Origin of the sequence: Pseudoclavibacter sp. JAI123 (genome assembly GCF_013409665.1) — a bacterium.
In the GTDB taxonomy this organism is placed as follows: domain Bacteria; phylum Actinomycetota; class Actinomycetes; order Actinomycetales; family Microbacteriaceae; genus Pseudoclavibacter.
The window spans coordinates 311,252-332,601 of record NZ_JACCCM010000003.1 but is presented as its reverse complement, the minus strand read 5'-3'; the positions used below and the strand labels follow the sequence as shown (position 1 = coordinate 332,601).

The 21,350-nt window shown below is 67.5% G+C and carries 19 protein-coding genes, 2 tRNA genes and 1 other RNA gene; 9 read left to right on the top strand and 13 right to left on the bottom strand.

Annotated elements, in window-relative coordinates; translation table 11 throughout:
• Positions 1–41: 41 nt before the first annotated feature.
• From ffs to HDC34_RS16695, 3 genes are all read left to right on the top strand, one after another.
• An RNA gene (gene ffs / locus HDC34_RS16705) (signal recognition particle sRNA small type) lies at positions 42–138 on the top strand.
• A 94-nt stretch (positions 139–232) separates the two neighbouring features.
• Positions 233–886 carry an SDR family oxidoreductase gene (locus HDC34_RS16700; RefSeq protein ID WP_104312894.1) on the top strand — a complete coding sequence of 218 codons (654 nt, stop codon included), beginning with the start codon at positions 233–235 and terminating at the stop codon, positions 884–886.
• A gap of 105 nt (positions 887–991) precedes the next feature.
• Positions 992–1,079: transfer RNA gene (locus tag HDC34_RS16695), tRNA-Ser, on the top strand.
• A 224-nt stretch (positions 1,080–1,303) separates the two neighbouring features.
• Here HDC34_RS16695 and HDC34_RS16690 read toward each other — a convergent pair.
• The 5 genes from HDC34_RS16690 to HDC34_RS16670 all read right to left on the bottom strand — a co-directional run bounded on the left by HDC34_RS16690 (position 1,304) and on the right by HDC34_RS16670 (position 6,410).
• Positions 1,304–2,443 (bottom strand): hypothetical protein, encoded by a 1,140-nt coding sequence (locus HDC34_RS16690; protein WP_104312895.1) that lies wholly within the window; start codon positions 2,441–2,443, stop codon positions 1,304–1,306.
• Positions 2,444–2,709: 266 nt separating this feature from the next.
• Positions 2,710–4,065, bottom strand: coding sequence for a hypothetical protein (locus HDC34_RS16685; protein WP_179557864.1), 1,356 nt, complete (start codon positions 4,063–4,065; stop codon positions 2,710–2,712).
• Between the two features lie 249 nt (positions 4,066–4,314).
• A complete protein-coding gene (gene rplL, locus HDC34_RS16680; protein ID WP_104252146.1) occupies positions 4,315–4,698 on the bottom strand; it encodes a 50S ribosomal protein L7/L12 in 384 nt (127 codons plus the stop codon).
• A gap of 45 nt (positions 4,699–4,743) precedes the next feature.
• Positions 4,744–5,259, bottom strand: coding sequence for a 50S ribosomal protein L10 (gene rplJ / locus HDC34_RS16675; RefSeq protein ID WP_104252145.1), 516 nt, complete (start codon positions 5,257–5,259; stop codon positions 4,744–4,746).
• 278 nt (positions 5,260–5,537) lie between these two features.
• Positions 5,538–6,410: a LysR substrate-binding domain-containing protein gene (locus tag HDC34_RS16670; RefSeq protein WP_179557863.1), complete on the bottom strand. Its 873-nt coding sequence runs from the start codon at positions 6,408–6,410 to the stop codon at positions 5,538–5,540.
• Between the two features lie 113 nt (positions 6,411–6,523).
• On the opposite strand from HDC34_RS16670, the gene HDC34_RS16665 reads away from it, so the two are divergent.
• From HDC34_RS16665 to HDC34_RS16650, 4 genes are all read left to right on the top strand, one after another.
• Positions 6,524–7,675 carry an FAD-dependent oxidoreductase gene (locus HDC34_RS16665; RefSeq protein WP_179557862.1) on the top strand — a complete coding sequence of 384 codons (1,152 nt, stop codon included), beginning with the start codon at positions 6,524–6,526 and terminating at the stop codon, positions 7,673–7,675.
• A gap of 14 nt (positions 7,676–7,689) precedes the next feature.
• Complete coding sequence (locus tag HDC34_RS16660) at positions 7,690–8,946, top strand: allantoate amidohydrolase (protein ID WP_257023367.1); 1,257 nt, start codon at positions 7,690–7,692, stop codon at positions 8,944–8,946.
• 70 nt (positions 8,947–9,016) lie between these two features.
• A complete protein-coding gene (locus HDC34_RS16655; RefSeq protein ID WP_249312263.1) occupies positions 9,017–10,015 on the top strand; it encodes a YqaJ viral recombinase family protein in 999 nt (332 codons plus the stop codon).
• 69 nt (positions 10,016–10,084) lie between these two features.
• Complete coding sequence (locus tag HDC34_RS16650; RefSeq protein ID WP_179557861.1) at positions 10,085–11,086, top strand: NADP-dependent oxidoreductase; 1,002 nt, start codon at positions 10,085–10,087, stop codon at positions 11,084–11,086.
• Positions 11,087–11,107: 21 nt separating this feature from the next.
• Here the strand turns inward: HDC34_RS16650 and HDC34_RS16645 are convergent, their stop codons facing one another.
• Positions 11,108–11,776 (bottom strand): FadR/GntR family transcriptional regulator, encoded by a 669-nt coding sequence (locus HDC34_RS16645; protein ID WP_179557860.1) that lies wholly within the window; start codon positions 11,774–11,776, stop codon positions 11,108–11,110.
• A 276-nt stretch (positions 11,777–12,052) separates the two neighbouring features.
• On the opposite strand from HDC34_RS16645, the gene HDC34_RS16640 reads away from it, so the two are divergent.
• Positions 12,053–13,753, top strand: a complete 1,701-nt coding sequence (locus HDC34_RS16640) for a 2-isopropylmalate synthase (protein WP_306455537.1) — start codon at positions 12,053–12,055, stop codon at positions 13,751–13,753.
• A 121-nt stretch (positions 13,754–13,874) separates the two neighbouring features.
• On the opposite strand, the gene rplA is transcribed toward HDC34_RS16640, so the two are convergent.
• The 5 genes from rplA to HDC34_RS16615 form a co-directional block, all read right to left on the bottom strand.
• On the bottom strand, positions 13,875–14,561 hold the full coding sequence (gene rplA / locus HDC34_RS16635) for a 50S ribosomal protein L1 (protein ID WP_068482355.1): 687 nt from the start codon (positions 14,559–14,561) through the stop codon (positions 13,875–13,877).
• Positions 14,562–14,664: 103 nt separating this feature from the next.
• Positions 14,665–15,096, bottom strand: a complete 432-nt coding sequence (gene rplK / locus HDC34_RS16630; RefSeq protein ID WP_104252140.1) for a 50S ribosomal protein L11 — start codon at positions 15,094–15,096, stop codon at positions 14,665–14,667.
• A 110-nt stretch (positions 15,097–15,206) separates the two neighbouring features.
• Complete coding sequence (nusG, locus tag HDC34_RS16625) at positions 15,207–16,136, bottom strand: transcription termination/antitermination protein NusG (RefSeq protein ID WP_104312899.1); 930 nt, start codon at positions 16,134–16,136, stop codon at positions 15,207–15,209.
• A gap of 75 nt (positions 16,137–16,211) precedes the next feature.
• A complete protein-coding gene (gene secE, locus HDC34_RS17985) occupies positions 16,212–16,523 on the bottom strand; it encodes a preprotein translocase subunit SecE (RefSeq protein WP_104252138.1) in 312 nt (103 codons plus the stop codon).
• A gap of 70 nt (positions 16,524–16,593) precedes the next feature.
• A tRNA-Trp gene (locus HDC34_RS16615) sits at positions 16,594–16,666 on the bottom strand.
• A gap of 192 nt (positions 16,667–16,858) precedes the next feature.
• Between HDC34_RS16615 and HDC34_RS16610 the strand changes: the two genes are divergently transcribed.
• Positions 16,859–18,070 (top strand): pyridoxal phosphate-dependent aminotransferase, encoded by a 1,212-nt coding sequence (locus HDC34_RS16610; RefSeq protein ID WP_179557858.1) that lies wholly within the window; start codon positions 16,859–16,861, stop codon positions 18,068–18,070.
• A gap of 174 nt (positions 18,071–18,244) precedes the next feature.
• On the opposite strand, the gene HDC34_RS16605 is transcribed toward HDC34_RS16610, so the two are convergent.
• Together HDC34_RS16605 and poxB are read right to left on the bottom strand one after the other, a co-directional pair.
• Positions 18,245–19,471, bottom strand: a complete 1,227-nt coding sequence (locus HDC34_RS16605) for a hypothetical protein (RefSeq protein ID WP_179557857.1) — start codon at positions 19,469–19,471, stop codon at positions 18,245–18,247.
• A 70-nt stretch (positions 19,472–19,541) separates the two neighbouring features.
• Entirely contained in the window at positions 19,542–21,275 is a 1,734-nt protein-coding gene (gene poxB, locus HDC34_RS16600; RefSeq protein ID WP_104312903.1) for a ubiquinone-dependent pyruvate dehydrogenase, read from the bottom strand.
• Between the last annotated feature and the right edge of the window lie 75 nt (positions 21,276–21,350).

The window sequence follows — 21,350 nt, the reverse complement described above, 5'->3', positions numbered from 1 at the left end:
GCACCGGATTCGCGTCTCGCGCCCATCGCGCTATGATGGTCGACGGCTCCTCGCGTGGCGCCATCCAGGCCAACTCCCCCAGGGCGGAAACGCAGCAAGGGTAACCGGGCTCTGGCGGGTGCGCGGGGGGTCTTTTCTTTTCTCCGGCGAACTCGGCAGCTCGGTGCCCCTGGCAGATCGCCCGCCGCGAACGCTGGCCTCGAACTCAGACTCACCAGCTTGACTGGCTGGCATGAGAATCGCAGTCATCGGTGGAAACGGTCAGATCGCACGCCTTCTTACGACCCAGCTCCTGCAGCGCGGGCACCGCGTCACGAGCGTCGTCCGGAATCCGGAGCACGTCGACTCCCTCAAGGAGCTCGGCGCGGATCCCGTGATCGCCGACCTCGAGCAGAGCACGCCAACGGACCTCGCGAAGCAGCTGGGGCATGTGGACGCGGTCGTCTTCGCGGCAGGTGCGGGCCCCGGCAGCACGGCGGAGCGCAAGCTCACGCTCGACCGCGACGGGGCGATCCTGTCGGCGGATGCGGCCGAGCTCGCGAACATCCGCAGGTTCGTCGTCGTCTCCGCAATCGGCACCGACACCTTCGACCGGGACTCGGACGACGTCTACCAGGTGTACCTCCGCGCGAAGAGCGAAGCCGACGCCAACATCCGCGGCCGCAGCGCGAAGCTCGACTGGACCATCGTCCGCCCGGGAGGGCTCACCGACGACGACGCCACGGGCAGCGTCAAGGTCGGCGAGCAGGTCGAACGCGGGTCCATCCCCCGCGCCGACGTGGCAGCGGTGATCGCGGCCCTCCTCGACCGCCACGCCGGCATCCACAAGCAGTTCGAGGTCGTCTCCGGCGAAGAAGAGATCGGCTCAGCAGTCAAGAAGCTCTAGCGGAGGGCCCGCCGGGCCTCCCTCTTGGGGCAATTCGGCGCTCGCGTTCACGAACAGTCGCGGGAACCGGTATGCTCTTTCGAGGTGAGCGCCTGGCGCTCCCGTGGAGGATTCGCCTAGTGGCCTATGGCGCACGCTTGGAAAGCGTGTTGGGTGAAAGCCCTCAGGGGTTCGAATCCCCTATCCTCCGCCATGTGCACGTGAGCCCCGACCCGGGATCCCCGGTCGGGGCTTTCGTCATGTGCCCGCCGTCCGGCGCATACATCTGGGCAAGACATGCTCACTGCTCGAGGAAGCTGCACTTCCCGCATGTCTGTGGTGAGCCGGCGAATGCAGGGCGAGCGGATGCGGGGCGAGCGCGCGAAAGAGGGCGCCACCCGGAGGTGACGCCCTCTCAGCGAAGTGCTCGATGAGCTGCTAGGCCTTCTTGGCTGCCATGCGGCGAGCGACGAGCACGCCGGCGCCGGTCGCGAGCGCGAGGAGGCCGATGCCTGCCGCGCCGAAGACGTCCTCAGCACCCGTGGTGGCGAGCTCAGGCGTCGTGTGGCCGGCGTTGGTGCCGCCGTTACCCGCGGGAGCTGCGGTCGACGTGGGCGCCGTCGTGGTGCCAGGCGTCGCCTCGGCGATCAGGAACGTGAACGTTGCAGACAGGCCGCTCGACTGCGAGAGGGTGACGGTGTACTCACCAAGTGGCAGCGCAGCGCCCGACTGGTTGATGAGGACGCCCGGGTAGGTGCCGTCCTCTGCGACGACGGAATCGTCGGTCGGGTCGACCGTGACCGAGGAGCCGTCAGGGTAGACGACGGTGATGTCGAGCGCGAGGCCGGGCGTGAAGTTCTGCGCCGTGTACGTGATGTTGTCCGTGGGGAGGAAGCTGTCCGCGTTCGCGTAGGCGACAGGGGCTTCGACCGTCGGGGTCGGCTCAGCGGTCGGCGTGGGCGTTCCCGTGGACACCGCCGCGACGTTGAAGCCGAACGTGACGACGTTCTGTGCGGGAGCGCCAGCAGCGTCGACGTAGTCCTGGGTGACGGTCACCGAGTAGTCGCCCTCGTCGAAGAGCGCCGTGTTGGTGATCTCGCCGGCGTAGGAGCCGTCTTCTCCGACGTCCCAGCTGTTGCCTGCGCCCGCGGGCACCGCCTGTGCGGTTCCGTCGGGGAACGTGAGCGTGATGCTCGAAAGCGGAGCCTCGGGCGCCAGGCCCGTGAGGACGTAGGTGATGCCCTCGTCCGGCGTGAAGCTCGGCTTCGTCGCCGCGCCCGCAGCGGCCGGAGCCTCTGCCGTCTCGGTGGGCTCGGCCGGCGCCGACTCGTCCGGGGTCGACGTCGGCGTCGACTCCTCGGTCGGGGTCGTCGTGGCCGGGGCCGACTCGGTGGGAGTCGTCGTCTCGGTCGGCGTCGCCGACTCGGTGGCGGCCGGCGTCTCGGCGGGCGTTGCTGGCGGCGTGGTGGTCGCTGCGAATGCGGGAGCAGCGGTCAGCACGGCGCCGCTGGCGAGCACACCGAAGGCGATCGTGAGGGCAGAAGCGCGCTTGCGCGACGAAGAGAATGAGGAAGCCATAACCCAAGACTGGCCTGACTCACAGGTGATGTCCAGAAGGCTCCACACGATTTCGGTGGGCTGCGCCCGGATCAGGACTGCCGCATGTGGGAGAAAGCCCAGATAAGCGCTGCTTTCTGCGGCCAAACATGGACCGGTTTCAGTTGTGGGGACTTCTTCCCGACTGGTTGAAAAATCATGAAAGATCACCCCGGCCTGAAAGCAGCAGCGGGGCTGGCACCGTATGGTGCCAGCCCCGCTCAGCGTCAGTCCAGGTCGTGCGGTCGTCAGCTCTCGCGACGGCGGCTCAGGAAGCGCGCTCCCGTGACGGCCGCCGCGCCGAGCCCAAGGACCAGGAGGCCGATGCCAGCGGCACCGAACGCATCCTCAGCGCCCGTCGTGGCGAGGGACTTGCTCTGGGCCTTGCCCTTGGTGTCCGCGGTCCCGCTCGCGTTGCCGGCACCGCCATTGCCAGCCGGCGCGGCAGTCGAGCTCGGGGAAGTCTCGGAAGTCGCGGGCGTCTCACCGGTGACGGCGAAGGACGTCGTTGCCGTCTGCTCCTCTGCCGGCTCATCAGCCTCGAGCTCGACCGCCGCAGACGACTCCGCCGGGGCAGTCAGGTCGGACTCCTCCTGGACAATCAGCGGCACGCCTCGCGCAGAGTCGGCCGCCGGAGCGTCGGTCTCCTCGCCAGCGGCAGGGCTGATGCTCGTCAGGGTGATGCCGTAGTCGCCGGCAACCCAGGCACCGTCGTAGGTGATGATTCCTGCGTAGTTGCCATCCGCATCCGGAACGATCGGCTCGGCCGACTCGAACTCCGCAGTCGTCTTGTCTGGAAGCAGCAACGTGAGGCCGAGCTCAACACCGGGAGTGAAGCCGGTAGCGACGTAGGTGATGCCCTCGGCCGCCTCTTCCTGCGTGTAGCTGGCCTGCTCGGTGGCGACGGCCGGCGCAGCGACGGGCGCTTCGGTCTCCGTCGGCTCCGGAGTCACCGTCTCGGTGGCTGTGGGTGGGACGCTCGCCGTCTCGGTCGGCTCGAGCGTCGGCTCTTCGGTGAGCGTAGGCTCTGGCGTCTCCGTGGAGGTCTCCGTCGGCTCAGGTGTGGCCGTCTCGGTCTCCGTGGGCTCAGGTGTGGCCGTCTCGGTTTCCGTGGGCTCAGGTGTGGCCGTCTCGGTCTCCGTGGGCTCAGGCGTCGAGGTCTCGGTAGGAGCCGCTGCCGAGAAGGCCGTGGAGGCCTGCACGTCGTCCGACTCGAAGAGCACAACCGAGTAGTCGCCCTCGCTCCAGTCCTCGTCGCTGGTCAGTTCGGCGCTGACGGCGCCCGACGCGTCGACTTCGTGTGACTCGGTGCCCCAGGACCAGTTCGTCTGACCCTCTGGTCCGACGACTCGCACGTACACGAGGTTGCCCGGCGTGAATCCCGAGCCGGTGACCGTGAGGCCGGGGGCATCAGCGGAGATCGAGTCCGCAGAGACCGATGCGGATGCAGTGCTGGTCTCACCATCGACGCTCGCGTCTACCTGGTCGCCGTTCGCGGCGAACGAGGGCGCTGCCGTGACGGCGACTCCACCGGCAACGACGCCGAAGGCGATGACGAGGGCCGTGGTGCGAGCGCGAGCGCTCTTGAAGGTGTCGGAAAGCATGAAGGGACGCTAACACGGCGGATTATTGTCCGTCGAGGCCGAAAACGGGTCAAGCGACACGCGGAAAGTCGCGATTCTCCGTCGACACACCAGTCACATTCGTCACACTGACCTCAGAAATCGCATCTTCAACAGGGATTTCCCGGGGAAACGGAACGAGGCACCGCATCCGGAAACCGGATGCGATGCCTCGTGAAAAAAGTTCCTTCGGCGTGTCGGAACACGCCGCGAAGAACAGCTACGGGATGACTACTTGACGGTCACCGAAGCGCCGGCAGCCTCGAGGGCGTCCTTTGCCTTGTCAGCAGCTTCCTTGTTGACGCCTTCGAGAACGGGCTTCGGAGCGCCGTCAACGAGTGCCTTCGCCTCACCGAGACCGAGGCTCGTGAGGGCGCGCACCTCCTTGATGACCTGGATCTTCTTGTCGCCAGCACCCTCGAGGATGACGTCGAACTCCGTCTTCTCCTCCTCTTCGGGTGCGTCAGCTGCTGCAGCAGCAACGCCTGCAACTGCAACGGGAGCAGCAGCGGTGACCTCGAAGGTCTCCTCGAACGCCTTGACGAACTCGGAGAGCTCGATGAGCGTGAGCTCCTTGAATGCTGCGATGAGCTCGTCAGTCGTGAGCTTTGCCATGTGTTTTCTCCTTGTGTGTTGTTCTAGCCGCGAGATCCCGGAGGACTAGTTCGCGGACTCCTGCTTTTCGCGCAATGCCTCGACCGTGCGAACAGCCTTGGCTGCAGGCGCGGTGAACAGGTATGCGGCACCGAACAGCGAGGCCTTGAAGGCGCCGGCAAGCTTGCCGAGCAGAACTTCGCGGGACTCGAGGTCGGCGAGCTTGTTGACCTCTTCTGCGCTGAGAGCGTTTCCGTCGAAGAAACCGCCCTTCAGAACCAGCTGAGGGTTGTCCTTGGCGAAGGTACGAAGACTCTTCGCGACTGCGACGGGGTCGCCGTGCACGAACGCGATTGCGCTCGGTCCGGCCAGCTCGTCGTCGAACGCGGTGATTCCGGCGTTGTTCGCCGCAATCTTCGTCAGCGTGTTCTTCACCACGGCGTAGCTTGCGTGCTCACCGATCGTGCGACGCAGCGTCTTGAGCTGCGCAACAGTGAGACCGCGGTACTCAGTCAGCAGGACGGCGGTCGAGTTCTGGAACAAGTCCTGAAGCTCGGCAACAGTTGCTTCCTTGGTCGCCATGGCACTCCTCTCTCTCTTGCACGTGAATCACGTTTGTCATTCACGCACCGCAGGCGCATCTTCGATGCACAACACACAAAAAACGCTCCGGCCGCAGATGGCCGGAGCGGAGAGGATGCGATTGCTCGCACGACAACTTTGCTTCGTACACCTGCGCGGGACGTTCTTGCGAACTCTTCGTTCGTGTACGTTCTCACGCACAACGAAGACCTGCGGTCTTGGGCTTCGGTAAGAGTACATCCTCGTGGGCATCTCGTCAACGCGGGTCGCGCACTCCGTCACCGCGGTCCGCGGAGGCTGTCGACGAGCAGGTGCGCGCTCGGGTGGGAGCGCTGAGCTTCCACCGCGTGGAGCTCGGTTCGAGGCGACCCCAGCAGGGGGCGCGTGATCACTCCTGGCATGTGGAAGCGCGCGACCGACGCGGGCAGGATCGATGCGCCGACGCCAGCTGCGACGAGACCGAGCACCGTCTCCTGGTGGATGACGCTCTGCACGATGCGCGGCACGGCCTGCGCTTCCCCGAGCCAGGACATGACGGCGGACACGAAGCCGGGCATGAGCTCGAAGGGAAAGAGCACAACCTCTTTCTCGTGAAAGCTCGCGGGTGCCACGGTCGACTCTGCGGCGAGCGGGTCCCCCGCCGGAAGCACCGCGACCAAGTCCTCGCCTTCAAGGAGGGTCGTACGCAGCCCGGGCACCGCAAGAGGGTCGCGCAGGATCCCCACGTCGAGCTCCCCCTCGAGCAGGAGCGTGATCTGCTCAGCGCTCGTGAGCGACCGAGGCTCGAGGCGGATGCGCGGCCTGAGTTCCTGGAACGCCTGCAAGCCCCTTGGCAGCACGCTGTAGCTCGCGGAGCTCACGAATCCCACGCGCAGCCTGCCCGCGGTCCCGGCCGCGACGTCGCCGAGGTCGGCCACCGCGGCGTCAAGGTCTTCGAGGACCACGCCGACTCGCTGACGGAACGTGCGACCGGCCGCCGTCAGCGAGACGCTCCGAGTCGTGCGCTCGAAGAGCTGCACGCCGAGTTCGTCTTCCAGCCTGCGCACGGCGACTGTCAGGGGCGGCTGGGTCATGTGCAGGCTCGCGGCGGCACGACCGAAGTGCAGTTCATCGGCGACGGCGACGAAGTACCTGAGCTGACGGAGCTCCATGAGATCCATTCGAGAGAGCTATCAAAGTGTCCCTCAATGATATTGGACGCGGCGCGCAGTGAGTGGGGTAATCGAAGCACAGCAGCATCCGGACAACCTCTCGAGGAGCGGACATGACCGACACCATCGTCATCGGCGCGGGACTCGCGGGCGCAGCAGCGGCCTGGCAGCTCGCCGAGCGCGGGCACCACGTGACCGTGCTCGAGCGCACGACGCCCGCCAACGAGCACGGCAGCTCTCACGGGTCCGCGCGCATCTTCCGCTACGCGTATCCCGAGCAGACGTACACCGACCTCGTCGTGCGCTCGAAGGCAGGGTGGGACCAGCTGCAGCGCACGACCGGAACCCAGCTCATCCGGCCGACGGGTGCGCTCGACCACGGCGACATCCGCAACCCCACCGGCCTCGCGACCGTGCTGGAGGCAGCTGGCGTCGAGCACGAGCTCCTCAGCGCAGGTGAGGCGCGTGCGCGCTGGCCGCAGTTCCGCTTCGAGACCGACGTGCTCTGGCACCCTGGGGCCGGCGTGCTCGACGCGGGCGGCACTGTCGACGCGATGCTGGCCGCCGCGTCCGCGACCGGGAGGCTCGAGGTGCGGACCTCGTGGCCAGTCGCTCAAGTCGAGCGCCGAGGCGCGGGCTACCGCGTGCACTCGGCGGCCGGCGAGATTGCCGAGGCGGACGCGATCGTGGTCGCTGCCGGCGGCTGGCTCCCCGCACTCCTCGGGGAGCTCTCACTGCCGAGCGCATTCCTCGACCAGTTCCCAGCGCTCGAGGTGCGGCAGGAGCAGGCGTACCACTTCCCCTACCGCGAGGCGGGGGACGCCGGGGCTGACGCCGACCCCTGGCCCACCTTCATCTTCAAGTCGCGCGAGCTGCAGACCTACGGACTCCCCGGTGGCCGGGACGCGGACTGGCGGGGGCAGAAGGTCGCGCAGTTCAACGGCGGCAAGGTCATCGACTCCGCGCTCGGGCAGGACGGGGTCGTGGATGCGGCCAATCGGCGCGCGCTCGTCGCCTACGCCGAGGCGTTCCTGCCAGGCGTGGAGCCGGAACCCTACGCGGAGACCACCTGCCTCTTCACGACGACGCCGACAGAGGACTTCGTGATCGACCGAGTCGACAACCTCGTGGTCGTCTCCGCCTGCTCCGGGCACGGCGGGAAGTTCGCCCCACTGCTCGGGGAGCTGGCAGCCGACGTGCTCACGGGAGCCGGAAGCGTGCCAGCCGAATTCCGCGTCGCGGCCCAGGCCGGTGCACGCGCATGAACGGGGAGAGCATCATGGAGAGCATGGAAGCGACCAGCAGGGCCCAGCAGCCGACGAGCGTCTCATCGCTCATGCGCGAGATCGAGCACCTGGGCCGCGATCGAACGCGCGGCGGCTACAGCAGGCCCGTCTACTCGCATCCAGAACTCGAGCTGCGCGAATGGTTCCTCGCCGCAGCCCAGGCTCGAGGCCTCGACATCGAGGTCGACGCCAACGGCATCATCTGGGCCTGGTGGGACCGACCAGACGGCGACCGCTCCGGCGCGCTCATCACGGGGAGCCACCTCGATTCCGTCCCGGGCGGCGGTGCGTTCGACGGGCCCCTCGGCGTGACGGCGGCCCTCGCCGCGATCGACCTGCTGCGCAGCGAAGGGCGCGCGCCGAGCGTCGCCGTCGCGATCGCCGTCTTCCCCGAGGAGGAAGGGTCACGCTTCGGCGTCGCCTGCCTCGGGTCAAGGCTCCTCACGGGCGCCATCGACCCGGACCGCGCGCGCTCGCTTCGGGATGCGGACGGCACGACCTTCGCCGAGGCCTCCGCCGAGGCCGGCTTCGACCCAGCACACCTCGGTCCCGACCCCGCTCGGGTCGCGCAGTTCAGCGCGTTCATCGAGCTGCACGTGGAGCAGGGCCGCGGCCTCATCGACCTCGCGGGCCCCGTCGCGATCGGATCCTCCATCCTGGGCCACGGCCGCTGGCGCGTGAGCTTCACCGGCCAGGGCAACCACGCCGGCACCACGCTCATGGCCGACCGCCGCGACCCCATGGTGGCCGCGGCGCGCCTCATCGTGGGTATCGAGGAGATCGCCCGATCTGTGCCAGGAGCCCGAGCGACTGTCGGGCGGCTCGAGCCGGTGCCAGGCGGAACGAACGTCATCGCCTCCCGCGTCGACACGTGGCTCGATGTCAGGCACCCCGACGACGAGGTGACCGCCGCCCTCGTGGAGCGCATCCGCGCCCGAGCGACGGAGGTGGCCGCTGAGCAGGGATGCGAGGCGACACTCGTCGAGGAGTCGCTCTCCCCCACCGTGTCCTTCGACGCCAGCCTCCGAGACACGCTCCAGCGCGCACTCCCGGACGCGCCGGTGCTCGACACCGGCGCCGGCCACGATGCCGGCGTGCTCGCCGCGCACCTGCCGACCGCGATGCTGTTCATCCGCAACCCGAGCGGCATCTCCCACTCGCCGGAGGAGTACGTCGAAGACGTGGACGCGGACCACGGTGCGCGCGCGCTCGCCACGGCGATCATGGCGACAGGTGCGGCGGAGGTCTGAGCCCGACCAGATTTCGGCGAGATCGGCGCTTGGTACCGCGACTGTCGGTGGTGTGGGAAACAATAGACGGATGGTCATGTTCCGCCCGAGCCACGACGTCGACGAGACGTCCTGGTTCGGCGAACCCCAGGAGGCACCGAAGTCGCGCCGCCGTGACCGCGAGCTCTACGGCCCGGCCGCACTGATGGACTACGCGTCGGCACCCGCGCCGACATCGGCACCCAGAGTGGAGTCCCTGCCGCGCTTCTACACCTCGGAGACCAGGACCGCGCCGGCGACGACGCCGCTCTCAGCGAGCGAGGTCGGCGTGTGGCGCGCCCGCGGCCCGGCCTCTGCCGAGACATCCGCCATCGAGCTTCCCGCGACCCCGGAGGTCGAGGCCATGAGCGCGCACCTCCTGCGCGTCCTCGCCGACTCCAACGACCGCGCAGCCTGGCTCAAGGCCCGCGCCGACGGCGTCACGGCCACCGATGCGGCACGCCTCGCAACACCGTCATCGGTCAAGCAGGTCGTCAAAGACAAGGTCATGGGCAACTCGTTCAACGGAAACGCCTACACCGACTTCGGACGTCAGCGCGAGCCGGAGATCGCCAGGTGGGTCCTCGAGCGCCACGGCATCCCGGCAAGCGGCCTCCTGTTCCACGCCGAAGCGTCCAAGAGCCACCTCGCGACCCCCGACGGCCTGCACTGCGACGAAGAGGGCCGCATCCTCCTCGCCGAGATCAAGACCACGAACAAGGTGTGGAAGCGCATCCCCCGGTCCTACATGCGCCAGATCTGGTGGCAGCAGTACGTGCTCGGCGCCGAGCGCACGCTCATGGTGTGGGAGCGACACCAGGACTTCATCGTCGTCGACCGCGAACCGAAGTTCGTGTGGATCGACCGCGACGAGGAAGAGATCGCCAAGCTCGTGACCCTCGCCAACGAGGTGCTCAAAGACGTCGAGAAGTACCGGGGCGAGTTCGCCCAGTACTCGACCGGCAACGCTCAGCCTTTCCAGGGATACGGAAACACGCACAGCAGCAGCGACTACACGCAGTCGTTCTACGACGCCGAGACCTACGCGTAGCGAGCATCCTCCCGGCCACGCCCATCTGTTCCACGCGAGTCTCATCTCGTCCGCGCGAGAATGGCAGCTATGACTGACGCCGCAGATCTCCAGCCGACCTCCGACACCATGCGCGCCGCCCTCCTCACGGGCATCGGCGGGCCAGAGATGATGCAGCTCGGCGAGACCGCCGTGCCGCTCACCCTCAACTCGGACACGCTCGTGCGCGTCAAGGCGGCGGGGGTGAACCCCATCGACGGCAAGACCCGCTCGGGTGCCGGCGCGGCGAAGGCGATCACCAGCTTCCCGTCGACCCTCGGCGGTGAGTTCTCGGGCGTCGTGGTGCGAGCTTCCTACGAGCTCGCCCCCTTCCAGCCCGGCGACGAGGTGTACGGGATGCTCCTCTTCCCCCGATACTCGGGCGCGTACGCCGAATACGTCTCGGTCCCCTTCATGAGCCTCGCGAAGAAGCCCAAGAACCTGTCCTTCATCGAGGCCGGCGGCGTTCCGCTCGCCGTGCTCACCGCCTGGGCCGCCGTCGTCGAAGCAGGCGGCGTCTACACGGGACAGCGCGTCCTCATCCACGCTGGCGCCGGCGGGGTCGGCCATTTCGCCGTGCAGCTCGCGAAGTACTACGGCGCGCACGTCATCACCACGGCCTCCGAGCGCAACCACGAGTGGCTGCGCGAGCTCGGAGCCGACCAGGTCATCGACTACCGCAACGAGCGCTTCGAGGAGGTCATCAGCGAGCCCGTCGACGTCGTCATCGACCTCATCGGCAACGTCAAAGACCAGACCGGCAGTCGGTCCCTTCGCGTCCTCCGCGACGGCGGCACGCTCATCAACGTGCCGACCGGCAGCTACCCGGACCTCTTCGACGAGGCCGCCGCCGAGAACCGGGGCATCGTCGCCTCCACGCTCAAGCTCTCGCCCGAGGGGCGCATCCTGCAGACCATCACGCAGCTCTTCGAACAAGGGGCCCTGCAGACGCACGTCGACCGTGTCTTCCCCCTCGCCGAGGCCGGCGCCGCGCAGGAGCTCATCGCCGACGGCCACGTGCGCGGCAAGGTCGTCCTCGACATCGACGCGTAGTCCGCGGCATCCCCGACGCGGCTAGCCCGTCCTCGTTTTGAGCTCGAGCAGGTGGTCCCGAGTGAGGGCGGCGGCCGTCGGAGCGTCCTGCGCCTCGATCGCATCCAGGATGCGGAGGTGGACGTCGTGGTCGGCATCGCTGCCGAACTCGCCGCGAAGGCGCAGCATGCCGATCATCGCCTCCCTGCTGCGGGGCGCGAAGCCGTCGAAGAGCTCCGTGAGGATCTCGTTGTGAGCCGCGATGACGATGCTGCGGTGCAGCGCGATGTCCGCGTCGACATGCGCTTCAATACTCGTGCGCTGCGCGATACGGACCTTGGCGGCGCGGCCCATCGCCTGAAGCTCCGCGGCCGTGCGCCGTTCGGCCGCGAGCCCTGAGGCTTCCACTTCGATTGCGATGCGGGCCTCGATCACCCTCTCGATGTCCGCGCGCATCACGATCGAATCCAGGGGCTCAGCCGCGTCGAGAGCGGTGACGAACACCCCAGCACCCTGCCTGGTGGCCAGCACGCCGCTCCCCGCAAGCTGGCGGATGGCCTCGCGGATCGTCGACCGACCGACCCCGAGTTGGGGCGCGAGGGTCGTCTCGCCCGGCAGCTTCTGCCCCAGTTCCCATTCGCCACCGCGGATTCGCTCGAGGAGCAGCTGGGCAGCCTGCTCGGCAAGTGGTTCACGGCGAAGTGCGCTCATGCACCCATCATCCCCCACATTGCAGACTCCTCTACTTGTCTGAGGAGTTGTGATAGGTTCTGGCACATGCTCCCCGCATCACTCCTTCTCCTTCGCCGCCACGACGGGTCCTAGCCTGACCGGCTCCCCGTCGTGGAGCCGAAGCGCGCGCCGGTCGTCACCCCCCACGCGACCACCAAGGACAAGAACATGCACAGCACCGAATCCAGAATCTCCACACCCGCCGGCCCCGTTCCAGACCAGGCACCGCACTGGAACCGCCAGCGGCACTCGCAGATGCCCTCCCACCGCTACCTCGACGTGCACTCCCGAGTGGACGTGCCGCTCACCGAACGGGACTGGCCCGCGAATCGACTCACGACCGCGCCCCTCTGGGTTCCCGTCGACCTGCGAGACGGAAACCAAGCGCTCTCGGAGCCCATGGATCCCGACCGAAAGCGCCGGTTCTTCGAGCTCATGATCCGCATGGGATACAAGGAGATCGAAGTCGGCTACCCCTCCGCCTCCCAGACCGACTACGACTTCGTGCGCCTCATCGCGACCACCGAACTCGCACCAGAGGACGTCACGATCGTCGTGTTCACGCCCGCGCGCCGTGACCTGATCGAACGAACAGTCGCCGCCATCCAGGGGATCAGGAACCCGGTTGTCATCCACCTCTACACGGCGACAGCTCCCGCCTGGCGCGACGTGGTCCTCGGGAAGAGCAAGCAGCAGCTCAGGGAGCTGATCCTCGCTGGTGCGAGCGACGTCCTCGAGCTCGCCGGCCACCTGCCGAACGTGCGATTCGAGTTCTCACCGGAGGTGTTCAACCTCACTGAACCCGAGTACGTCCTCGACATCTGCAACGCCGTCACGGAACTCTGGATGGCGACCCCCGAGCGGCCGGTCATCCTGAACCTCCCCGCCACCGTCGAGATCGCGACCCCGAACATCTACGCGGACCAGATCGAATACATGCACAAGCACCTGGCGCGACGCGACTCCGTGATCCTCTCCGTGCATCCCCACAACGATCGAGGGACGGGAGTCGCCTGCGCAGAACTGGCGGTGCTCGCGGGCGCGCAGCGCGTGGAAGGGTGCATCTTCGGCAACGGCGAGCGCACGGGCAACGTCGACATCGCAGTCCTCGCCCTGAACCTGCACGCGCAGGGCATCGACCCCATGATCGACTTCTCCGACATCGACGAGATACGCCGCACCGTCGAAGACAGCAACCGCCTCGAGATCCACGCGAGGCACCCCTACGTGGGAGACCTCGTCCACACCGCCTTCAGCGGCACGCATCAGGACGCCATCAGGAAGGGGTTCGCCGAGCAGCGCTCCCGCGCCGCGCACGAGGGGCGCCCGGAACGTGATGTCGAGTGGCGGGTCCCCTACCTGCCCATCGACCCGGCGGACATCGGCCGCAGCTACGACGCCGTCATCCGCGTCAACTCGCAGTCGGGCAAGGGCGGTATCGCCTACCTGCTCGAAACCGACTACGGCATCGAACTCCCCCGGCGCCTCCAGATCGACTTCGCTCGACGCGTTCAGGAGCACACCGACGCGAACGGGCAAGAAGTGGGGGCCGCACAGCTGCTCGAGCTCTTCGAGCGCAGCTACCTGCGCGGCTCGTCTCCGGACGTCGAACTGCTCCAGCTCAGCGTCGAGACCCGCGCGGAGACCTCACGCACGAGCATCCACGTTGGCATCGACGGCACCGAGCACAGCAGAACCTTCGACGGCATCGGTCCAGCAGAGGCCGTCACGAAGCTGCTCGCAAGCGCGGGTGTCACCGTCGACATCCTCTCGCTCCACCAGACAGCACTCGGGTTGGGCAGCAGCAGTGAAGCGCTGACGCTCCTCGAGTACCGGGACCCCTCGGGCACGCATTGGGTCGCCGGCCGAGACCGGTCGGTGCTGTCGGCAACCGTCACCGCGATCCTCAGCGCAGCACGCGACAGCGTCTCGACGCGCGTGCACACACCCGCGTAGTCGGGGCGGCGAGGCCCGGCGGATGCGCTCGCCGGGAACGCACGAACGGCCCAGTCCGAGGACTGGGCCGTTCGTGCTGGCGGATGCGCGCATCCGCCTGAGCTCTGCAGCTCGCGACAGACTAGATCGCGTTGACGTCCAGCGGGATGCCGGGGCCGAAGGTCGTCGAGACGACAGCCTTCTGGATGTAGCGACCCTTCGAGCTCGACGGCTTGAGGCGGACGACCTCGTCGAGGGCTGCGCGGAGGTTCTCTCCGAGCTGCTCCGACGTGAACGCCGACTTGCCGACGATGAAGTGCACGTTGGAGTGCTTGTCGACGCGGAACTCGATCTTTCCGCCCTTGATCTCGGTGACAGCCTTCGCCGGGTCGGTCGTGACCGTTCCGGTCTTCGGGTTCGGCATGAGGCCACGGGGTCCGAGGACCTTTCCGAGGCGTCCGACCTTGCCCATGAGGTCAGGGGTGGCGACTGCGGAGTCGAAGTCGGTCCAGCCGTCTGCAACGCGAGCGATGAGCTCGTCGCCGCCGACCTCGTCGGCGCCAGCAGCGATAGCCGCCTCAGCCTTGTCACCCGTCGCGAAGACGATGACCTTGGCCGTCTTGCCGGTGCCGTTGGGCAGGCTGACGGTGCCACGAACCATCTGGTCAGCCTTGCGCGGGTCTACACCCAGGCGAAGAGCGACCTCGACGGTGCTGTTGAACTTGGACGAGCCGGTCTCGCGTGCGAGCTCGACGGCCTCGGCGAGACCGTAGAACTTGTCCTCGCCGATCTTCTCTGCCGCGGCACGGTATGCCTTGGACTTAGCCATGTTGTTCTCCTTCAAGAGTTGCGGTTGCGAGCCTGGCCGGCTCTCCCGCGATGTTCAATGCCGCGCCCGAGGCGCGACGTGTGGTGTTGGGAGCGGGAAGGCCTTAGCCCTCGACCGTGATTCCCATGGAGCGAGCCGTGCCGGCGATGATGCGCGACGCCATGTCGAGGTCGTTCGCGTTCAGGTCGGACTGCTTCGCCTCCGCGATCTCGCGGACCTGGGCGGCGGTGAGCTTGCCGACCTTGGCCGTGTGAGGCGTCGGGGAGCCCTTCTTGACGCCGGCAGCCTTCTTGATCAGCTCGGCAGCAGGAGGGGTCTTCAGGATGAAGGTGAACGAACGGTCTTCGTACACGGTGATCTCAACGGGGATCACGTTGCCACGCTGCGACTCGGTAGCCGCGTTGTAGGCCTTGCAGAACTCCATGATGTTGACGCCGTGCTGACCGAGCGCGGGGCCGATAGGAGGAGCCGGGTTAGCGGCGCCAGCCTGGATCTGAAGCTTGATCAGACCCGAGACCTTCTTCTTGGGTGCCATGTCTTTTCCTTCTTTCGATTCGAACTCCGCGCAGACGCGCGGTGCTCTCCCGGTGGCCCGGCGGTTCCGGACTCCGGTGGTTTAGGGGCAGTCGCTTGGTGGAGCGAGTGCTAGAGCTTGGTGACCTGGTCGAAGCTGAGCTCGACGGGGGTCTCGCGCTCGAAGAGCGACACGAGCACGGTGAGCTTGCCGCTCTCCGGCTTGATCTCGCTGATCGAGCCGGTGAGCCCCTCGAAGGAGCCCTCCTTGATCGTGATTGTCTCGCCGATCTCGAAGTCGATCTCTGCGATCGGCTGGCGCTTCTGCACGCCACCCTGACCTGAAGCGTTCGCCTTCGCGGGTGCTTCTGCGATCTCGACAAGACTCTTCAGCATCTCAAATGCCTCGTTGAAGCGCAACGGGGTCGGGTTGTGGGCGTTGCCCACGAAGCCGGTGACACCCGGGGTGTGGCGCACGACGGACCAGCTGTCCTCGTTTAGCATGAGGCGCACGAGCACGTAGCCGGGGATGCGGACGCGCGTGACCATCTTGCGCTGGCCGTTCTTGATCTCGACCACGTCTTCCATGGGAACTTCCACCTGGTAGATGAAGTCGCTCATGTTCATGGACTCGGTGCGCTGGTGCAGGTTCTGCTTGACGCGACGCTCGAAGCCGGCGTAGGTGTGGATGACGTACCACTTGCCTGGCTTGAGGCGCAGTTCGCGCTTGAAGGTCTCGTACGGGTCGACGTCAGGGTCTTCCTCGCGAGCCTCGACCTCTTCATCTTCGGTCGCGGCGGCCGCAGCCGCCTCTTCCTCGCTCGTGTCGATCTCGAGGACATCGTTGACGATCGCGTCGACCTCTGGGTCGACGACATCGGCGCCTTCTCCGTCGTCGAGGTCTTCCTCGGTCACGACTTCGTCGGACTCTTCGATCTCGTGGGCCTCTTCGAACTCTGCGTCGATGTCGCGGTCACCCTCCTGGGCCTCTGCGACTTCGGAGTCCTGCTCCAGCGCGGTCTCGTAAAGACCGTTCGGGTCGGCGACGTTCGGGTCTGACACGATTCCTCATCTCGATTGTGTGGTGCGGGGCTGCTCGCCCTTTTCGGTGGAGGCTCGGGAGCCGGAGCGGTGCGACTATTCCGTCGGAACGGGCGTCGCCGCCGGCTCACTCGGGAAGAGCGAGCTGCCCTGACCGAACACCCACGATGCGCCCCACCCGAAGAGCAGGTCGAGCACCGTGACGAGCAACATCATGAAGATGACGAAGACGAGCACGACACCCGTGAACTTGAAGAGCTCGGCGCGGGTCGGTGTGACGACCTTCTTGAGCTCGCCCATGACCTGGCGGAAGAAGAGAGCGATGCGGCCGACAAGGCCGCGCTTGGGCTCGGAGCCTCGCTTTGACTCGGCGACGTCGGTCGCTTCGTCGGACTTGCTTGGACTCACGCGCTCTCCCTTTCGATGGTTGAGACCTTCGATGGTGGGCCCCGTAGTGGGTGCGTTCAGCACCGAAATGCAGGGCGGACAGGACTCGAACCTGCAACCTGCGGTTTTGGAGACCGCTGCTCTACCAATTGAGCCACCGCCCTTTGCGTGAACACCGGATGCGTGCATCCGTTCACCCTGATACCGTCCGCAGCCGCTCCATAGGGAACGGTTTCAGGCGCGGTTCAGTATGTCGCTTTCGGCAACCAGGAAAGCATACGACAGGTGCGCGCCGGAAGTCCAACGCGGGTGCAACTCGCGGACGGCGACGTGCCTCCGGACCTAGACTCAAGGCCATGGTTTCCGACTCACGTCTCTCTCCTCGCATCGCCGCGATCGCCGAATCCGCCACCCTCAAGGTCGACGCGAAGGCCAAGGGCCTCAAGGCCGCCGGCCGACCCGTCATCAGCTATGCAGCGGGCGAGCCCGACTTCCCCACGCCGCAGCACGTCGTCGAGGCTGCGCTCGTCGCCGTCAGCGACCCCAAGAACCACCGCTACACGCCCGCAGCCGGCCTGCCGGAGCTCCGCGAGGCCATCGCCGAGAAGACCAAGCGCGACTCCGGCTGGGATGTCCCCGCCTCGCAGGTCATCGTCACGAACGGTGGCAAGCAGGCCGTCTACCAGGCCATCAACACGGTCGTCGGCGCCGGCGACGAGGTCCTCCTCCCCGCCCCCTACTGGACCACCTACCCCGAGGTCATCCAGCTCGCTGGCGGCACGACCGTTCCCGTCTTCGCCGGAGCCGACCAGGAGTACAAGGTCACCGTCGACCAGCTCGAGGCCGCGCGCACGCCCGCCACGAAGGCGATGCTGTTCGTCTCGCCGTCCAACCCGACCGGTGCCGTCTACTCCGAAGAGGAGACGCGGGCCATCGGCGAATGGGCTGCCGAGCACAGCATCTGGGTCATCGCCGACGAGATCTACCAGAACCTCACCTACGACGGCGTCCGAGCCGTCTCCATCGTCGAAGCGGCCCCTGCTGTCGCCGACCGCACCATCCTCGTCAACGGCGTCGCCAAGTCGTTCGCGATGACCGGCTGGCGCGTCGGTTGGATGGTCGGCCCCGCCGACGCCATCAAGGGCGCGGGCAACCTGCAGTCGCACCTGTCGAGCAACGTCAACAACATCGCCCAGCGCGCGGCCATCGCAGCCCTGACGGGGCCGACCGAGCCCGTCGAGGAGATGCGCCTCGCCTTCGACCGCCGCCGCAAGACGATGGTCGAAGAGCTCAGCAAGGTCAACGGCTTCCGCGTCCCGACGCCCGAGGGCGCCTTCTACGTCTACGCCGACGTGCAGCAGCTCATCGGCACGGAGATCGAGGGGCGACAGATCACCTCGTCGCTGGACCTCGCCGACCTCATCCTCGACGTCGCCGAGGTCGCCGTCGTGCCTGGTGAGGCGTTCGGGCCGTCCGGCTACCTGCGGCTCAGCTACGCGCTCGGCGACGACGCGCTGCTGGAAGGCGTGCAGCGCCTGCAGAAGCTCTTCGCCGGCGTCGAGCTCTAGGCACGCGGCGGCTCGGCACGGGCTGGCTCGGCACGCATCCGCTCGCCGCGCATACGCTTCGCTGAAGAGGCCAGTTTCACCTCATCCTGACGCTCAGGACGGGGCGGAACTGGCCTCTTCTCGCGGTTCTCGGTTCTCGGTCCGCGGGCGCGCAGGGCCCGCGAGCAGGCGCGACTACGGCGTCGTGAAGCTGATCTCGGCGACCTTCTGCGAGATACGCGAGTTGGGGTCGTCGAGCTCGCCGCCCCACGCATTCGCCAAGATGGTGATCTTCGTGCCGGTCGACGGCATGTAGCGGGTCGCCATCATCCCCTCGGACCCGTCCGACCAGCGCAGGCGCTGCGCGAGCAGCTCCAGCTCGTACCCGCCCTGCCCCTTGAGCACCAGCGGCACGGGATCACCGATCGGCTCGGGCTTCGCCGTGAACTGCAGCGAGGCCGAGTTCAACTCCGACCGCGTCATGTCCTCGTCGCGGTACTCGCTCTTGTGCAGGTTCTCCTGCGCCACCGAGAAGTACGCGCCGGACTGCGGGTCGCTCAGGATGTACAGGTTGGGCTGGCGCTCGGAGACGTCCTGCTCCCAGCCGCCGACAGGTGGGTTCACGACCGTGATGCCGTTCGGGAACACGACGTCCGTCGTGATCGGGATGTACCCGGCGACCGCGTCCTGGGGCGCGGCGGGCATGAGCGTGCTCGTCGGGACGGGCGTTGACGTCGGAGCCTGCGGGTCAGCGCCCCCGACGGGGATGGTGGGGTCGTTCGGCGAGGTGAACGCCATGAAGAGGCCGACCACGAGGGCGACGATCGCGACACCGCTGATGCCGATGCCGACGAGGAGACCGACCGGACGCTTGCGCTGCTTCTGCAGTTCCGGGTCCTCCCCCAGCTCGCGGCGCCTCGGCTGCGCGGCAGTCTGCTGCTGCGGCGCGAACCGGGGCGGCGGGACACCGGCGGGAAGATTCGCGGGAGGACCCTGCACGAACGGGGGCTGCCCTGGGAAACCGGCACCCGGCTGCCCCGGGCCCTGCACAGGACGTGACATCGGAGCCTGCGACGGGAGATTGCCCGGCCCAGGGAAGGAGGCGTTCGCGGGGTGCTGCCCGTTCGCGGGGTACTGGCCCGGCGCGGGGTACTGGCCCGGCGCGGGCGCCTGGCCCGGCGGGGGCGCCTGGCCCGGCGCGGGGAACTGCCCTTGCCCCGGTCCGGCAGCGCGCGGTGGTGCGGAGAACTGTCCAGGCACTCGAGGGTGCCCCTGCGGCACGCCAGCCGACGGCACGCCCCACGGGGTCTGCTGACCGGCACCCTGCGCGGGTGGCACGGGTCCACCTCCGCGCGGCCGATCCCGGCGTCGGTCCTGACCGCCGTTCTGGCCCGGCGGTGGTGTGATGGGCGGTTGCGTCATGCCTGCGAGAGTACCGCCCGCGTCAGGCAGTCGCCTTGGCGCGGGCGGTACTCACCGAGAGAGCTGCGGCTCAGTCGAAAATGCGGCGAAGCAGGTTCGTGTCTGCGAGGTCGACGAGCTCGTCACCGCGCCCGGACAGGACGGTGCGCAGGGCGTACAGCGTGAATCCCTTGACCTGCTCCGCTGAGATGGTCGGGGGAATCGACAGCTCCTGCCTCGCCGTCACCACATCGATGAGCGCCGGTCCGTCGTGCGCGAACGCCTCCCGGAGGGCACCCTCGAGGTCGTTCGGGTTCTCGACCCGCTGCCCGTGGATGCCGACCGCCTTCGCGACGTCTGCGAAGTTCGGGTTCTCGAGGTCGGTGCCGTAGTTGACGAAGCCGGCGGCCTTCATCTCGACCTCGACGAAATTGAGGGAGGAGTTGTTGAAGACGACGATCTTCACGGGGAGCTTGCTCTGCCTGAGCGTGAGCAGCTCACCGAGGAGCATCGCGAGTCCGCCGTCACCCGCGAGCGCCACCACCTGGCGATCGGGGAACGCCGACTGCGCACCGATGGCCTGCGGCACGGCGTTGGCCATCGTGCCGTGGCTGAACGAGCCGATGAGCCTCCGCTGCCCGTTCATCTCGAGGTAGCGGGCGGCCCAGACGACGGGTGAGCCAACATCCGGGATGAACACGGCGTCTTGCGTCGCGAGCTCGCTGACGAGTCGGGCCACGTACTGCGGGTGGATGGGCGTGCGCCCGTGGTCGTTGTCGGCGAGCGAGTCGAGTTCCTTGCGCGCCTTGCGGTAGTGCTTGACGGACGACTCGAGGTGCTTGCTGCTCTTGTTTCCCGCGAGGAGCGGGAGCAGCGCGTCGAGGGTGTCCCCGACGTCGCCGACCAGTCCCAGGTCGAGCGGCGTGCGCTTGCCGAGCTGCTCGCCGCGGATGTCGACCTGGATGATCTTCGCCTTCGATGGGAAGAACTGCTGGTAGGGGAAGTCGGTGCCGAGCATGAGGAGCGCGTCGCAGTCCTCGATGGCGCGGTAGCCGGACGAGAAGCCGAGGAGCCCCGTCATGCCGACGTCATAGGGGTTGTCGTACTCGATGAACTCCTTGCCGCGGAGCGCGTGGACGATCGGGGCTTGCAGCGCCTCGGCCGCTGCCAGCAGCTGCGCGTGCGATCCCTGCGTGCCGGCGCCGCCGAGAATGGTGACCTTCCTTGCCGAGTTGAGGATGTCCGCGGCCCTCGCGAGGTCCTCGTCCGTCGGGCGCACCACTGACCTGGTGGGGAGGATCGGTGCGGACTTGCGCCGCCCGGCGCTCTCCTTCAGGAAGATCTCCCCCGGGATCACGACCACGGCCACGCCCTGCTTCTCGACAGCGGCGCGCATGGCGATCTCGAGCACCCGTGGCAGCTGCTCGGGCACGCTGACCATCTCGCAGTAGACGCTGCTCTCGCGGAAGAGCTCCTGCGGGTGCGTCTCCTGGAAGTAGCCGCTGCCGATCTCGGCGGAAGGGATGTGGGCGGCGATCGCGAGCACGGGCACGCGGCTGCGGTTCGCGTCGTAGAGGCCGTTGATGAGATGCAGGTTGCCCGGCCCGCAGCTGCCAGCGCAGACGGCCAGGTCCCCGGTCAGCGCGGCGTCTGCCGAAGCCGCGAAGGCCGCGGCTTCCTCGTGCCGCACATGCGACCAGGCGACGCGCCCGTTCCGGCGGATGGCGTCGGTGAATCCGTTGAGCGAGTCACCGGGAAGCCCGTAGACCCGCTCGACTCCGGCATCGTGGAGGATATCGACGATCGTGTCAGCGACTGTAGTCATGGCGCGATCTTCTGCCTCGAACCGGGGAGACAGCCGAGCAATCGACAGCCTGTCACCGCGAGACCGTGCTAGGCG